The sequence below is a fragment of the Haloferula helveola genome, from assembly GCF_037076345.1.
GTDB lineage: Bacteria > Verrucomicrobiota > Verrucomicrobiia > Verrucomicrobiales > Akkermansiaceae > Haloferula > Haloferula helveola.
In genome coordinates, this window is the sequence record NZ_AP024702.1 from 4090339 (window position 1) to 4105382 (window position 15044).

At 62.8% G+C, this 15044-nt stretch carries 11 protein-coding genes; 3 read left to right on the top strand and 8 right to left on the bottom strand.

Annotated features, from left to right (window positions below):
- Positions 1–220: 220 nt before the first annotated feature.
- Positions 221–532 carry a pyrimidine/purine nucleoside phosphorylase gene (locus HAHE_RS15385; protein ID WP_338685640.1) on the bottom strand — a complete coding sequence of 104 codons (312 nt, stop codon included), beginning with the start codon at positions 530–532 and terminating at the stop codon, positions 221–223.
- Between the two features lie 98 nt (positions 533–630).
- On the opposite strand from HAHE_RS15385, the gene HAHE_RS15390 reads away from it, so the two are divergent.
- Positions 631–2775: a DEAD/DEAH box helicase gene (locus HAHE_RS15390; protein ID WP_338685641.1), complete on the top strand. Its 2145-nt coding sequence runs from the start codon at positions 631–633 to the stop codon at positions 2773–2775.
- A gap of 1748 nt (positions 2776–4523) precedes the next feature.
- On the opposite strand, the gene HAHE_RS15395 is transcribed toward HAHE_RS15390, so the two are convergent.
- On the bottom strand, positions 4524–5690 hold the full coding sequence (locus tag HAHE_RS15395; RefSeq protein ID WP_338685643.1) for a class I SAM-dependent rRNA methyltransferase: 1167 nt from the start codon (positions 5688–5690) through the stop codon (positions 4524–4526).
- Between the two features lie 99 nt (positions 5691–5789).
- On the opposite strand from HAHE_RS15395, the gene HAHE_RS15400 reads away from it, so the two are divergent.
- On the top strand, positions 5790–6386 hold the full coding sequence (locus tag HAHE_RS15400) for a hypothetical protein (protein WP_338685645.1): 597 nt from the start codon (positions 5790–5792) through the stop codon (positions 6384–6386).
- A gap of 5 nt (positions 6387–6391) precedes the next feature.
- Here the strand turns inward: HAHE_RS15400 and HAHE_RS15405 are convergent, their stop codons facing one another.
- The 6 genes from HAHE_RS15405 to HAHE_RS15430 all read right to left on the bottom strand — a co-directional run bounded on the left by HAHE_RS15405 (position 6392) and on the right by HAHE_RS15430 (position 12986).
- Positions 6392–8278, bottom strand: coding sequence for an ABC-F family ATP-binding cassette domain-containing protein (locus tag HAHE_RS15405; protein WP_338685646.1), 1887 nt, complete (start codon positions 8276–8278; stop codon positions 6392–6394).
- Between the two features lie 23 nt (positions 8279–8301).
- On the bottom strand, positions 8302–9489 hold the full coding sequence (locus HAHE_RS15410) for a TIGR03862 family flavoprotein (protein ID WP_338690824.1): 1188 nt from the start codon (positions 9487–9489) through the stop codon (positions 8302–8304).
- A gap of 92 nt (positions 9490–9581) precedes the next feature.
- The gene (locus HAHE_RS15415; RefSeq protein WP_338685647.1) at positions 9582–9884 is read right to left on the bottom strand and encodes a hypothetical protein; all 303 of its coding nucleotides are present in this window, start codon (positions 9882–9884) and stop codon (positions 9582–9584) included.
- A gap of 12 nt (positions 9885–9896) precedes the next feature.
- Positions 9897–10295, bottom strand: coding sequence for a hypothetical protein (locus HAHE_RS15420; protein ID WP_338685649.1), 399 nt, complete (start codon positions 10293–10295; stop codon positions 9897–9899).
- 243 nt (positions 10296–10538) lie between these two features.
- Positions 10539–11036: a ferritin-like domain-containing protein gene (locus tag HAHE_RS15425; protein ID WP_338685650.1), complete on the bottom strand. Its 498-nt coding sequence runs from the start codon at positions 11034–11036 to the stop codon at positions 10539–10541.
- 207 nt (positions 11037–11243) lie between these two features.
- On the bottom strand, positions 11244–12986 hold the full coding sequence (locus HAHE_RS15430; protein ID WP_338685651.1) for a lamin tail domain-containing protein: 1743 nt from the start codon (positions 12984–12986) through the stop codon (positions 11244–11246).
- Positions 12987–13095: 109 nt separating this feature from the next.
- On the opposite strand from HAHE_RS15430, the gene htpG reads away from it, so the two are divergent.
- The gene (gene htpG / locus HAHE_RS15435; protein WP_338685652.1) at positions 13096–14940 is read left to right on the top strand and encodes a molecular chaperone HtpG; all 1845 of its coding nucleotides are present in this window, start codon (positions 13096–13098) and stop codon (positions 14938–14940) included.
- Positions 14941–15044: the final 104 nt, after the last annotated feature.

Below are 15044 nucleotides of genomic sequence, written 5' to 3' on the forward strand. Positions count from 1 at the left end.
TTTTTCCGGATGGAGGCCGTAAACGGGGAACTACAAACCCCAATCGCGGGCCACCGGGGTTCGTTGTTCCTCCTTCAGGAGGTCGAAAGTTCCGAGGTCAAAGTGCCCTTTGCACATGGGCTGTCGCACCATCGCAACGGGTGGATTGTTCAGACTTTCGACTTTGAGACCTTCGGCTTTCCGACGTCGACAACCGCTCAGGCAACACCATTCGGATCGGTCAGAGGAAACTGCAGACGTAGTGGCAGGGCTCGCCCTCGACGGTGATGGTGAAGCCGGAGTTGGCGGGGACGTTGAAGGATCCTCCCTCGGCGATTGAGATGGAGGCGTCGGTGCCGTCGATGACATGCTCGCATGCGCCGCCGACAATCTCCATCAGCTCGGCGGCTTCGGTGCCGAAGTGATAGCTGCCCGGAAGGATCACCCCGAGCGTCTTGCGGGCGCCGTCGGCGGTGATGATGGTGTGGGAGATGACCTTGCCGTCGAAGTAGACGTTGGCCTTGGCGGTCGCGGTGACGTTCTGGAATTCCATACAGCTTGGCTACTCCGCGGCGCGGTCGGCGGTCAATCGACGGCCGTGTCGCCCCGCCGCTTTTCTTTTCCGGAATCGACCCCCATGGTCGCCCGCCGATGGCCACCCTTGACCCCCGGAATGTCGCGAACCCCGCCTCGAACGACGAGATCCTCGGGGCGTTTCTCGACTACGTGATCGAGTCGGGAATCGAGCCATACGGGCATCAGGAGGAAGCGATCCTCGAGCTTTTCGCGGGGAAGAACGTGATCCTGAACACACCCACCGGCTCGGGAAAATCGCTGGTGGCGCTGGCATTGCAGTTCCGGGCGGTTTGCCAAGGGCGGCGGTCGTACTACACGGTTCCCATCAAGGCGCTGGCGAATGAGAAGTTCCTCTCGCTGTGCAAGGTCTTCGGGCCGGAGAAGGTCGGGATGATCACGGGCGACGCAACCGTCAACCCGTCGGCGCCGGTCATCTGCTGCACGGCGGAGATCCTTTCGAATCTCGCCCTGAGGGAGGGCGGGAAGGCACAGGTGGACGACGTTATCATGGACGAGTTCCACTACTACTCCGACAAGGAGCGTGGCGTGGCGTGGCAGGTTCCCTTGCTGACCTTGCCCCAGGCACGGTTCCTCCTGATGTCGGCGACGTTGGGTGACACGGAGTTCTTCGAGCGGGAGCTGAACGGACTCACCGGGGCGCCGACCGCATTGGTGCGTTCCGACGAGCGGCCGGTGCCTTTGGAGTTCGAATACAGCCTCACCACGCTTGAGGACCGGGTCGAGGAGCTGGTGACCGCCGGCAGGGCGCCGATCTACCTCGTCCACTTCACCCAGCTCAGTTGCGCGAAGACCGCCCAAGACCTGATGAGCCGGAATTTCTGCTCGAAGGAGGAAAAGCAGCGGATCGCGGAGGTGTTGGAGGAGGCCGACTTCAGGAGTCCTTATGGAAAGGAGATCAAGAAGCTGCTGCGCCACGGGCTGGGTATCCATCACGCGGGACTGCTGCCGAAGTATCGCGTGCTGGTGGAACGCCTCGCCCAGGAGGGCCTGCTGAAGGTAATCTGCGGCACCGACACGCTCGGGGTCGGGGTCAATGTGCCGATCCGGACCGTGCTTCTCACCCAGCTCTTCAAGTACGGCGGCGACAGTACTGGCATCCTGACCGTGCGCGACTTCAAGCAGATCTGCGGCCGGGCCGGCCGACGGGGCTTCGATGACATCGGCTACGTGGTGGCTCAGGCCCCGGCGTATGTGATTGAGAACAGGAAGGCCGAGGAGAAGGCGGCCGCCAAGGGCAAGAAGAGCAAGGCGGTCAAGAAGCGTCCGCCGGAGAAGGGGTTCGTGAATTGGGACGAGAAGACCTTCCAGCGGCTGCAGGACTCGCCGCCCGAGCGCTTGCAGTCGCAGTTCCGGATCAGCCACGGAATGCTGCTGAATGTTCTGGGCAGGGAAGACGAGGACGGCTGCCGTGCCTTGCTGGCTTTGGTTTCGCAGTGTCACGAAACGCCGGCGTCAAAGCAGTCGCTGCGGAGTCGCGGCTTCGACCTTTTCCGGGGCCTTGTCGAAGGCGGGGTGCTGCGGATTCTCCCCCAAAGCGAACGGTCCGGTCCCGCCAAGGTGGTGCTGCAGGACCGTCTGCCCGACGAGTTCTCCATGCACCAGACGCTCGGCCTCTACCTGCTCGATGTGCTGCCGCAGCTCGATCCGGAGGACGGTGATTATGCCCTGAACGTTCTGTCCTTGGTGGAGGCGATCCTCGAAGACCCCCGAGCGGTGCTGCGGAAGCAGACGGACAAGGCCAAGGGCGAGCTGTTGGCGCAGCTCAAGGCCGATGGAGTGGAGTACGAGGAACGGATGGAGCGATTGGAGGAAGTCGAGCACCCGAAGCCGGGCAAGGAGTTCATTTACGCGACCTACAACGAGTTCGTCGTAAAACACCCGTGGGCCAAGGAGGCGGGAGTCCGCCCGAAGTCGGTGGCACGAGAGATCGTCGAGCGCTGGGAGAGCTTCGAGGACTACGTGAAGCGCTATGGACTCGAACGGAGCGAGGGCGTGCTGCTCCGCTACCTGTCGGAGGTCTACAAGGTGCTGGTCCAGACGGTGCCTCCCGATCTCAAGAATGACCTCCTTGATCAAGCTGAAGAGTTGCTCGGCAAGACGGTGAGGGGAGTGGATTCGAGTTTGCTCGATGAGTGGGAGAGAATGCGGGAGCTGGAAATGCAACAGGATTCATCTGCGGAATTAGCCAAGGGGAGTTAGGGTCCGTTCGTTTGCTACGATATGTTTCGTAGTATCGCGATTGCAGCTGCCGGGGTCTTTGTCGCAATCCAGGTGATGGGACTGGCTCACCGGCCCGACTGGTTGATCCCATTGAATCCCGATCGTCCGTGGGTGGATTTGCCGGCCGCATCCCATGCCCGGTCGAGCCAAGCGCACAACGTGACCGAGCTGACGTGGACGGTTCGGCAGGGTTGGGTCTCCAGTGAGAGCGGGGTTTTGGCCGAGAACCAAGTCGCCTACTTCTTGGGCAAAGAGGTGGAGCATGTGAACCTAACTGGATACGCACCGATCCTCCGGCTCCGAATCCCAGCCGATGCGCCCGCACGGCACTTTGTTTCGATGGTGAACCACGCACAAAGCGCCGGTTTTGAGCGGCTTTTGGTGGCAGCCTACCGATGAGCCCGGGGGAACTTCATTCACAACTCACTCATTTTCAGCACTGCTCCCAAAGTTGTTCACAGGTTATTCACAAGTAACTCACTATCAATAATTTATGCAGATTCTATGTTGACGCCCCTGAAGGGCTGTGTTTAGCTATTCATCGTTCCGCAAGGGACACTGATCTTTGACAGAACGGGAGTGCGGGAGAGGCCTTCGGGCAAGGAACGCGCTCAGGATGAGTCCGGACGAAAGTTCGGAGAATGGTCGGGATGAACTGACGTTCCCGGCCCCTTGGAAACTGCCGATTTTCGAATCATGGTGGGTCCGAGGCCAATGTCACCGGCTTCCCCGGGAAGGGTCGTTCCTTTCCGCAATCAAACGACTGGGAAGTCAGGCGGTGAGCGACGCCAGCGCGGTCCGGCCAGGACCGGCGGGCACAACCAGTCGCGAAGCCGAGTTACGCCGGAGCCTCAAGGTTGATCGAGGCAAGGGCGGACACAGTCGGTCGTAAGACCGGACGTTGCTACTGTGAGTCAGTGTGGTGGAAATGGAGTCCCGCGACCGCGGACGAAACAATCGAAATGGTCGCGGAATCCGGACGGCGTCGCAACCGGTCGGAGAAAAAGGGACCCAGCCATCGCGGAATGAGTGCTCCGCAAGGAAGGCGCCGGGTAATCGGTGATGACCTGAGGGGGACAATAAGGTCCGAATCAGCGGGAGGCACCGGGAAACGGGGCCGTCCGCCTGGGAAAGTGAAATGCAATGTGAGGGTTAAGGGACAAGACCCGTCACCCGGGGCAAACGATCTCGCGCAAGCGGGATGCCGACCTCGGGAGGAAAAAGGAGGGAGGATCCGTTCTCAGCGGATGCTTCAGCCGAAGTTCGGAGAACCAGCGCCGGCAGGCGTCAAAGCTCCGGGCCAAGAAGTCCCGCCCAAGAAACCGGCGATGGTGACATCCCGGTCGGCTCCGCCGCGGAGCCGGAAAGGAATGCGATTCGTCCTCGCAGACCGGTGCGGCGTCGGGGAACTGGCAGCCAACGAAGCTCGACGGGTGGAGTTGCGCGCCAAATGTCAGTCAACCGGGGAAAGAGAACGTGGCGAGTTCCCACTCCCCTCCTTTCTTTTGCCGCTCCCGAGTGGGGGAGGTAGGAAAGGATGGATCGATGATCCGGCATAAGGCCCTTCGGAGGGAAACTTCCGAAGGGCCTTTTTGCGTACCCGGGTGGCGGGAAAGTGCAGGTAGGGACGAGCGCCCCGCTCGTCCGCTGTCGGAAGGGAGGGCGTGGCCGTTTCGATTCTCCGCGGTCGGCCGGGGGCGTCCGACCCTACCGCCTACGATTCACCCTTACAGCACCCGCGCCCAGATCACCTTGAGGTAGCGGGACTCGGGGTAGTTCGAGAGGGTCGGGTGATCGGGGCCGGCACCGGTGCGGTCGAAGATCTGCAGGCGCTGCTGCTGTTTGTGCACGGCGGTGGTAACGAGCTTTTCGAACTCGAACTCGTTCACCAGCCCGGAGCATGAGCAGGTGACGAGCAGGCCGCCGGGCTTCACCAACTGGACCGCAAGGCGGTTGAGGTCGTTGTATTTGCCACGGCCCCGTTCGTCGTCGCGGCCCGTCACGAACTTCGGCGGGTCGGCGAGGACCACGTCCCACTGGCGGCCGTTGTCGATCATCGTCCGCGCCCAGGTGAAGGCGTCGGCGTGGGTGAACTTGATCTTCGCTCCGTTGATGTTGGCGTTCCGCTTGGCCATCGCCACGGCGGTTTCATCGAGGTCGACCGCCGTGACCTCTTCGGCGCCGGCGAGCGCGGCATGCACGCTGAAGCCGCCGGTGTAACAGCAGAGATCGAGCATCGTGCGCCCCTTGGCCAGCTCGGCGAGCTTGCGACGGTTGTCGCGTTGGTCGCAGAAGAAGCCGGTCTTGTGGCCTTCCGCGAAGTCAACCTCGAAGGTCACGCCGTGCTCGACGATCTTGATCTTCCGGATGCCCGGTGTGGCGAGCGGGTGGTCGACCATCGGGATCCGCTCGATCCGCGCGAGGGCAGGATCGACGCGGATGTGGGTCCGTTCGGTGCCGAACGCCTCGTGCATCGCCGGGATCCATGAGTCGAGTCGCTGCCACGCTCCAAGACTTGTGATTTCCAGGGAGAGGATGTCCCCGAAACGGTCGGCCACGATCCCCGGAAGCCGGTCGGCATCGCCATGGATGCAGCGGTAGGCGTCGGTCGCGTCGTCGAGATGGAAAAGTCCGCGGCGCAGGTCGGCGGCCTGTCGGATGGCATCGAGAAAGAAGCCCTCGTCGATCGGCTCGCTGCCGTGACGGACGATCCGCAGCGGCATGTTGGACTTCGGGTTCCAAAGGCCCCAACCGAAGGTCTCGCCGTCCTTGCCGAGCACCTCGACCAGGTCGCCGGGGCGGGCGTCCGAGGACGCCTCGCCGATCATTTTGGGCCAGATCGACGGGTGGAACGAGACGGTCTTGATCGAGACGGTGGGCACGGGGCGGAGCATGGCGGGAACGGCGCATCCGGCTCAAGCGGGATCGGTGCGGTCGAAATTCGGCGCGGGTTTGGAATCGAAAGACTGCCGGAGGCGTGCATGCTTGGAGCCATGGAAAAGAAGTCTTCGGGTTGTGTTGGCGGAGCGGTCGCGCTGGTGATCGGCGTGATCGTTCTCGTGCTCGTGGTGGTATTCGGAGTGGTCGGTCTGTTCTGGAACGTGAAGCGGGATGCCGCCTATCAGGAGGCCGAGGCCGTCGCGACGATGAGCGAAATGGCAGCGCTTCACGGGCACGGGCATCTGGAGATCGAGGAGGACGAGTGGAAGGACCTGAAGCCGCTGAAGGCCGGGGAGCCGGTCAGTATCGAGCGCTATCTCTTTTCGATGATCGACCAGACCGCCACCGAATTGGCGAAGGAGAACTTCCGCACCAACGCCGAAGGCGCCCCGATCCAGTGGGCACTCAAGCTCCGCAACGTCCGCGAGGCTGCCGACGGGATCGTCGGTGAGTTCGAGCTGCCCTACATGATCACGCGCTCCGACGGCAGCGGTTATGGTAGCACGCTCAACATCACCGCGACCTTCGACGAAGGGAGTCGCGATGCCCTGCTGGAGCTGCGCCGTGGGGACTGGGTGAACGTCTCCGGGCAGTTGTCCCTGGAGGGCAATGGCACGAGCATCCTCGAAGCCCGCCTCCCTGCCGAGTAGCCGGCTCAGGCCAGCGACTCGAGTTCCTCCCACCTCTCGTAAAGCTTCGCCACGGACGCCTTCGCTTCTTCGAGCTCGGCGGCAACACCGGCTACCTCGTTGAAGCGGGTCGTTTGGAATTCCGGGTCGTTGAGCTTCGTTTCGAGCTCGCCGACCTTTTCTTCCGCCTCGAGGATCCGTTCTTCCATCCCTTCGAGTTCCATCTTCTCCGCCAGCGTGAGCTTGCGGGGTTTGGCGGGAGCCGTCTCGGATGCCTTCCGTCGGGCCGCGGCTTCGCGTGCGGCGGCCTGCGCCTGGATTCGCTCGGCGTTCTCGCGCTTCTGGCGTTTCTCCAGGTAGTAGGAGTAATTGCCCGCACTGACCTGGACGCCGCCATCCTCGAAGGCAACGACCTGGTCGCAGATACGGTCGAGGAAGTAGCGATCGTGCGACACCACCAGCGCACTGCCGGGGAATGCCGCGATCGCTTCCTCAAGCATGCGAAGGGAGGGCAGGTCGAGGTCGTTGGTCGGTTCGTCGAGGACCAGCAGGTTGCCGCCGGTCTTGAGAACCTTGGCGAGCATCAGCCGCGCCCGCTCACCGCCGGACAGCAGGTCGACGCGCTCGTTGATGCGATGGTCGTCGAAAAGGAAGCGCCGGAGGTAGGCGCGGGCACCCAGCAACTGGTCGCCGAAGTGGAGTTTCTCGTTGCCGTCGGCGACTTCGTCGAGCAGCGAGCCGGATCCATCGAGGACCATCCGGGTCTGGTCGATGTAGTTCACCTTTACCCGTCGACCGAGTGTTGCCGTGCCCTCGGTCGGTTGGATTTCGCCGAGGCAGAGTTTCAGGAGAGTCGTTTTGCCGACACCGTTGCGGCCGACAATGCCGGTGCATTGGCCGGGCTCGAGCGACAGGTCGAGACGGCGGAAAAGCCAGCGGGGAGATGATTCCGTCCCGACGTTCACGCCTGCGCCTTCCAGTTCCACGACCGTGTCGCCCAATTGCGGCGGCGGTGGGATGAGCAGGTCCATTTCCCGCTCTTCGGGCGGGGCTTCCATGCCTTCGATCTCGTAGAACTTGTCGAGTCGCGTGCGCGACTTCGTGGTGCGTGCCTTCACTCCGGCGCGCACCCACTCGAGTTCCTCCCGAAGGAATCGCTGGCGACGTCGCTCGGTCTGCTCGGCGATCTGCTGGCGCACCGCCTTCGACTCAAGGAACGCGGTGTAGTTGCCGGGGTGCGAGTAGGCCTTGCCGTGATCGATCTCGATGATCCGGGTTGCGATGACGTCGAGGAAGTAGCGATCGTGCGTGACGAAGATCACCGCGCCCGAGTAGCTGGTCAGGAACTCTTCCAGCCAGCCGATCGAGTCGGCGTCGAGGTGGTTCGTCGGTTCGTCGAGCAGCAGCAGGTCTGGTTGCGAGGCGAGGGCACGGCAAAGCGCCACGCGCCGCTTTTCTCCGCCCGACAACGGCCCCGTTTCCGACTCGAGCGGCGGCGTGCCTAGCTTGTTGGAGAGCGAGCGGATCCGGGCGTCGAGATTCCATCCGTCGGCGTGCTCGATCAGGTGGAGCAGGTCGGCCAACTCGTCCTCGGTGCCGTCGCCGTCCTCATACCTTCGGATCGCATCGACGACATCCGCGGCCCCGGCGGCGATGTTCTCCTCGATCGAGAGATCCGGATCGAGCTCGAACTCCTGAGGCAGGTAGCCCACGCGAAGCTGCCGGCGGCGGGAGATGTCGCCGGAATCCGCGGCGGACTCTCCGGCAAGGATCTTCAGCAGGGAGGTCTTGCCGCATCCGTTGCGGCCGACGAGTCCGACCTTTTCGCCCGCATCGACAGCCAGCGTGACCCCGTCGAGCAGGGTCTGGTAGCCGTAGGATAATCGGATTTCGTTGGCGGAGAGCAGGGACATGGGAATTGCCGGAGGGGCAATGATCAATGATCGGCGGAAAAGGCAAGCGCCGCTTGGGCCGCCCGGGTGGCGGTGGCGAAGCAGCCTTGGATCAGGTAGCCGCCGGTCGGCGCCTCCCAGTCGATCATTTCCCCGGCCACGAAAACGCCGGGGAGCTTGCGCAGCATGAGTTGGTCGTCGATCTCGGACCAGGCGACGCCTCCCGCGGATGAGATGGCTTCCTCGATGGGTCTGGGGCCGTTCAGCGGAACTCGAAGGGTCTTCACGGCGTCGACCAGCGCCTCGATGCTGATGATCGGACCCGCAATGTGAGCAATCAGCGCGCGGGTGGCTTCGGTGAGCTTCAAACGGCCCGCGGCCGCGTCGAGGAAGTCGCGTCGCACGCTTTCCATCTTCCGCCGGATCACTTCGGCCGGAACCTCGGGCTTGAGGTCGATCACGAGTTCGGGATGGCCCGCGGCCCGGAGTTGCGGGCCGAGTTGGTAGATCGCGCCACCCTCGAAACCGTAGCGGGTGAGCATCAGTTCTCCCCGGACGGTTGTGTCTCCGGCCTTGGCCGCGATGTTCTTGAGCGGCTGTCCTTCGATGGTCGGAACCAGCGAATCGGGCCAGTTCGCCTCCCAACCGCAGTTCGCCGGTTCGAATGTGTTCACGGAGACTCGATGCGCCTTGAGGGCCGGAATCCAGCTTCCGTCGGAGCCGGTCTTCGGCCAGGAGGCACCGCCCATTGCGAGGATGGCCGCGTCGAAACTACGAGGTTCGCCGTCGTTGAATCGGAGCTGGACGCCATCGCCATTCTCGATGGCAGTGAGTCGTTGATTCACGTGAAAGCGGACGCCCTGTTGCCTAAGTCGCTCCACCAAGCGTCGGAGTAGGGGAGCCGCCTTCATTTCCTTCGGGTAGACCCTCCCGGTCCGCTGCTCAAATGTCTCGATTCCGAGTTCGGCGGCCCAATTCCGCAACTTTCTTGGAGAGAAGGTGTCGAGCCACGAGCGAAAGCTGCGGGGGTCGAGATCCGGACCCGAGTAGCGGGTGGCGAAGGTTTCGACCGGTTCGCCGTGAGTGAGGTTCAGGCCTCCGTAGCCGGCGACCAGCAACTTGCGTCCGACCGACCGCTTGGCCTCGAAAAGGTCCACGGTGGCGCCACCTTCCGCGCACAGTTCGGCGGCCCGAAGACCGGCAGGGCCCCCTCCTACGACCGCTATGTGCACCGCCTTGCTCAGGTGGCTGAACGTGCCGACGGCACCGGGCCATTCCAAGCAGGATTTCGGCTCGCTCGGTGCGGTGCGTGAAGGTCCTGGCTTCAGTCCGCTTTCACCAGCATGGCCGCGACGAAGCCTGCAGCCATCGCGACGACTCCGCATGAGAGCGGGTAGCGGCGCAGCGGGTTTCGTTCGTAGGGTCGACGCCCGTCGGTCGTCTCCACGACCTTGTGATACTGGTTGTCGTAGTTGTGCTGTGGTTGTTCTTCAGGGTCCGGCCGGCGCAGTGCCATCACACCGAGGCCGGTCGCCGCAAGGGCAACGGTTCCCGCAGCCCCGGTCGAGATCGGGTTGCGCTTCGCGAAACCGCGGTTGCAGGTGGATAAGGAGTTGAGCGGGTTCATGGCCGAATGCGTTCAGGAGTTGCGTGACGGGGTGGCGACGAGACCGATCAGGAATCCGAGCAACGCCATGGCGCCCATGACACGGGCGGGTCTCCGGGTCGCCAGCCTGCGTGCGTCCGCCTTCATCTCCGACATGCTGTGGTCGTGCGCGTAGTCCTTCAGGCAGCGGCCATAGAATGCTGCCTCGGATGCCTTGCGGGTAACGACGTGCTTTGCCCTGCTTGCGGCATTTTGAATGACCGTGGCGGCGGCTTCCGCCTTGTCCGCGATGCCGTTGTGGGACGGCCCATGGGTGCAGGGATCGGTTGGAAGACGCTCAGAGCTGGGGGCGAGTGTCAGCGCCCCCTTTTCATTCTCGGGGACATGCTTGGGAGAGAGGTCGTCAAGTTGGCGTTCAGGTTGTGTTTTCATCGAGGTTCAAATCGCAAGACACATGCCAACGCTGTAACCCCGGTACTATGGGCAACCGAAGGCTTCGGCGCCGTCAACGATGACTCAACATGAACGATGACCGTGGCGGAACGCACGATCCCTCATCCACGCAAACCGGAAGCCGCGACTGGCTGCACAAGCGACGCCTCCCGTTGAACGCAACAACCCCGGGACCAAACGGTCCCGAGGTTGTCTCTTCGTGAATGGGACTGACCTCAGCGATCAGGAAGCAGCCAGTGCCCGGAAGTTGATGACCTTTTCCGCGAGGCGGGTCAGCTTGCGGTCGGTCTCGCCTTCCTCTTCAAGCGTGGCGGTCAGGATGTCGGCGACTTCATGGTTGCCAACTTTCCTGGCGAAGGCGACGGCCGTGCCGTAACCTGCCATCTCATAGTGCTCGACCCGTTGGGCGGCGGCGATGAGGGCGGCGTCGCGGACTTCTCCGGCTTCGATTTCGGCGATGATTTCCTCACCTTCCTGGATGAGTCCGGCACATGCGGGACAGTGCTCGCCGTGGGGACCGAATTCGGTGTGCTCGAAGGCCTTTTCCAAGCGCTTCACCTGTCCGCGCGTCTCCTCAAGGTGTTCCTTGAACGCGGCTTTGAGTTCGGGATGCGTTGCGGCCTCGGCCATCTTCGGGAGGGCGCCGAGGATCTGGTTTTCAGCGCTGTAAAGGTCCTTCAGTTCGTGGACGAGGAGTCTCTCTAGGGAATCGATTTTCATAGCACCTCCCAATATCGCAACAGGCGTGCCACGGCCGGGGAAGGGGCTGTGAGTCCCCGTCCGTTAAGGGATTGTGGGCCTCTGTGTCGTTCGGAAATCCAGTGGAAAACCTGCGATTTGCACCGCCATCGGTGCGGATTGCAGATCGGGGATCGATGTCCACGGGGTGATTTCGGGACCGGTCTCGCTTGGGGGCGGCAGGATCGGTCAGGGTGCGACGTAGTCGAAATCGAGCCTGAAGAAGTTCGCCGGTTCGTCTGCGGGAACAAGGAAGGAGGCCGCCATGCCATCGCCGATCACGGGTGATTCGCCGGGAGCGAGATTCCAGCCGGAGAGGTCGGGGCTTTCCCAAAGGACGTAGGTGATGGCGCGTCCTGTGGGGAAGAGGAGCTCGATGTCGTTCCCGTTGAGAGTTGGGTCGAGCCGGCAATCGGGGAGGGGGAACTGGCTTTCGCCACGGGTGCCCGGGCTGGCGAAGTCGGTGCCGAAGGGGGTGAGGGACTCGACGTAGTCGGTGTCGACAGTCTGCCCGTTCGGGTGGGCGTTACCGGTGGCGATCTCCAGCGCGACACCGACTCCGTAAGGGTCGCCGTCTTCGTAAGCGACCCGGCACACGAGATCGCCATCGGCATCGAGGATGAAGATCGCGTCGCTGGTGTTGGTGATGGTCAGATCGCCGATGTCGTCGGTCCAAACCGCGTCGGGCGTCCCCCCGGGTTCGCCGCCATTGAGGTCGCCGCTCACGCCGACGACGAAGAGGTCGCCCGGTTGGACGATGCCGGAGAAGGTCGCTGTGTTCCCTCCCCGGTCGCCGATCGTCCAGTTGGTCATGTCGATGGGTGCGCCGGTGTGGTTGAAGAGTTCGATGAACTCGCCCGTGCCGTCGCCGACCTGATCGGGGTTTGGCAGAATTTCGGTGATCACGAGATCGCCGGTGGGCAGGTCGGCGTCGGGATCGGAAAACAGCGGAACCTGTTCGTTCAACGTTTGGATGATGAACGCCCAGTTGGCGGGGTCGCCGTCGCGCACGTCCGGGTCGCACTCCATGTGGATGAAGCGTTCGGGAAAGATCGCGAAAAGGGCAGGCGTCTGGCACGGCTCTGTCGAGCCGTTGGTAACGCGTCCCTGGGTGTTGGTGCTGCCACTGAGGGCGGGGTCCTGGCCCGGTTCCTGGTGGCTCACGGCCACGCGTGAATCCATGGCAGCGCCAAGGATTTCGTTCATCCGGGTGGCAAGGGATCGTGACAGGGAGTTGCCGATGAACTCGGTCGGCGTGCCGTTGCTGATGCTGACATCGGCCGGGTCCGTCCCCTCGGCCATGCCATGGAAGCTGAGGCTTACGGTGGTGTCGAAATGCGCTTCGATCACCTCATGCGCCGCTTGGAACAGGCTTTCCGGCGCGTGTGCCATGTCCGAAATGCGGTAGGGGTCGCCGCCGAGGTCGCCATCGCAGTTTGACTCGGTGGGAGAGTTGTTGCGGTGGGTGCCGGCGAGCAGGAAGCCGACGGCGTTGGTGTCGAAGAACAGGTCCGTGGCCGGGACGCGGACGCCGTCGTAGAGAGGATGAGGACACTGAACGACCAGTTCCCGCTCGGGCGTCAGATCGATCGCGTAGAAGCCGCCCCAATGCTGGTTGCTGTTCTTCTCCCGCAGCAGTGCGAAGACATCGCTGCTGACGTTGTCGGTGTAGGAAACCACATCGTAATTCGCATCGACCGCCGCGTCGGCAGCGGCCTGCAGATCGCCATCGAGGATGTGTTGGAGCGCCGCGCGAAAGGCGGTCATCTCCTGATTCGTGGGGAGCCGGTATTTGTCCGACGAGGCCGCCGAGGGGATCGGGTGGGCGTTGATCTCTGCCTGAAGGTCGCCTGATTCGATGAGGATCGGCACAGCACCGGCGGCACTGGCGGCGAGCAGAAACCCAAGGATGGAGCGGGATGGCGGGGTCATCACCGGAGACTAGACAGAAAGTGGAACCGGCAGCCAGTACGGTCGGGGCGAAGGTCGGACGGATTCGCCCCGTTGACACGGCGGCGGGGATGGATTATCGGGCCGCGCCATGAGCGAAGCGACCTCCGAAAAGCATGTGTTTCAGGCCGAAATCCAGCAGCTGCTGGATCTGGTGGTGCACTCCCTCTACACCGACCGGGAGATTTTCCTGCGGGAGCTGATTTCGAATGCCAGCGACTCGATGGAGAAGCTCCGGCACCTTGAGGGGACCGAAAAGGACATCCACGACGCGGGGCTGCCGCTGCAGGTCGAGGTCGTGGCTGACAAGGAAGCGGGCACGCTGACCATCCAGGACCACGGGATCGGGATGACCCGCGAGGAGTTGGTCGAGAATCTCGGCACGATCGCCCATTCCGGAACGAAGGCGTTCCTCACCGCGATGAAGGAGAGCGGCGGATCGCCGGAGAACATGATCGGCCAGTTCGGGGTCGGCTTCTACGCCGCCTTCATGGTGGCCGACGAGGTCAAGGTCTACTCGCGCAGCTGGCGCAAGGATGCCGAAGGCTTGGTTTGGACCAGTGACGGCAAGTCGGGCTACGAGATCGAGCCGGCCGATGGCGTCGCACGCGGCGTCAAAATCGTGCTGAAGCTCAAAGAGGATCAGAAGGAATACGCCGAGGAACACCGCGTGAAGCACCTCGTGGAGACCTACAGCAACTTCGTCGGCTTCCCGGTGATGATCGACGGCAAGCGCGTCAACGAGGTCGAGGCGCTGTGGCTGAAGAACAAGAGCGAGATCAGCGACGAGGAATACAAGGCGTTCTACCAATTCCAGGCGAAGGCTTTCGACGAGCCGCAGTATCGCCTGCATTTCTCCGCGGACGCACCGCTCGAGATCAACGCGCTGGTCTTTGTGCCGTCGGAGAATCCGGAACGAATGGGCTTCGGAAAGGCCGATCCCGGTGTCGCGCTCTATTGCAAGAAGGTGCTGATCGATCCCGAGCCGAAGGGACTGCTGCCGGACTGGATGCGCTTCCTCAAAGGGGTGATCGACAGCGCCGACCTGCCGCTGAACATCTCACGCGAGACGATGCAGGACAGCGCGCTGGTGCGGAAGATCGGCACCGTGATCAGCAAGCGGGTGCTGAAGATGTTCGAGAAGGAGGCCGCGGGAGATCCCGATAAATGGCGGGCGTTCTACAAGAAGTTCGACCGCTACTTCAAGGAGGGCGTGGCCACCGATTTCGCCAACAAGGAGGCGCTGGCGAAGCTGCTTCGTTTCGAAAGCTCGATGACCGAAGCGGGGGAAGTGACCAGCTTTCCCGAGTATCTGACACGGGCCAAGGACGGGCAGGAAAAGATCTACTACATCGTCGGCAGCTCGCGCGAACAGATCGAGGCTAGTCCTTATCTCGAAGCGTTCAAGAGCCGCGGGCTCGAGGTGATCTACTTCACCGACGCGGTCGACGAATACGTGGCCGACTCGCTTGCTGAGTTCGATGGCAAGAAGTTGCAGTCGATCACCCAGAGTGGGGTCGAACTCGAGGACACCGAGCTTGAGGGCGAGCCGCTTTCCGAGGAAGAGACGGCGTCGCTGTGCGAGTTCCTCAAGACCGAGTTCGGCGACAAGGTGACCAAGGTCGAGGCCGGTAAGCGTCTGGTCGACAGCCCGGTGGTGGCCCTTGTTCCCGAAGACGGCATGACGCCGCAGATGCGGGCGATGATGAAGGCGATGGACGAGAACTTCCAGGACGAGGTGAAGGTCGATCTGGAGATCAATCCGCGCCACGAACTGGTGAAGCGTCTCGCCTCGGCCAAGGACGACAATCCGGATCTGGCCAAGCTGGTGGCCGGGCAGCTGCTCGACAACGCCCTGATGGCGGCGGGTCTGCTCGAAGACGCCCGGGACACCGTGAAGCGGATGAACCAGCTGATGGAGAAGGCGCTGGGGTAATAGGGAGGACTGCTTCGCTGGACCGGTTCTGAAAGCTGGCTTCGGGTGTTTGTAGTTCCCCCTTCAGGGGGCTTTCGAATCCGGCAGTGCGCGTGGACCCCGTA

Coding starts and splice junctions, on each gene's coding strand:
- HAHE_RS15385 (WP_338685640.1), bottom strand. CDS start 532: ATGGAATTCCAGAACGTCACCGCGACCGCCAAGGCCAACGTCTACTTC.
- HAHE_RS15390 (WP_338685641.1), top strand. CDS start 631: ATGGCCACCCTTGACCCCCGGAATGTCGCGAACCCCGCCTCGAACGAC.
- HAHE_RS15395 (WP_338685643.1), bottom strand. CDS start 5,690: ATGCTCCGCCCCGTGCCCACCGTCTCGATCAAGACCGTCTCGTTCCAC.
- HAHE_RS15400 (WP_338685645.1), top strand. CDS start 5,790: ATGGAAAAGAAGTCTTCGGGTTGTGTTGGCGGAGCGGTCGCGCTGGTG.
- HAHE_RS15405 (WP_338685646.1), bottom strand. CDS start 8,278: ATGTCCCTGCTCTCCGCCAACGAAATCCGATTATCCTACGGCTACCAG.
- HAHE_RS15415 (WP_338685647.1), bottom strand. CDS start 9,884: ATGAACCCGCTCAACTCCTTATCCACCTGCAACCGCGGTTTCGCGAAG.
- HAHE_RS15420 (WP_338685649.1), bottom strand. CDS start 10,295: ATGAAAACACAACCTGAACGCCAACTTGACGACCTCTCTCCCAAGCAT.
- HAHE_RS15425 (WP_338685650.1), bottom strand. CDS start 11,036: ATGAAAATCGATTCCCTAGAGAGACTCCTCGTCCACGAACTGAAGGAC.
- HAHE_RS15430 (WP_338685651.1), bottom strand. CDS start 12,986: ATGACCCCGCCATCCCGCTCCATCCTTGGGTTTCTGCTCGCCGCCAGT.
- htpG (WP_338685652.1), top strand. CDS start 13,096: ATGAGCGAAGCGACCTCCGAAAAGCATGTGTTTCAGGCCGAAATCCAG.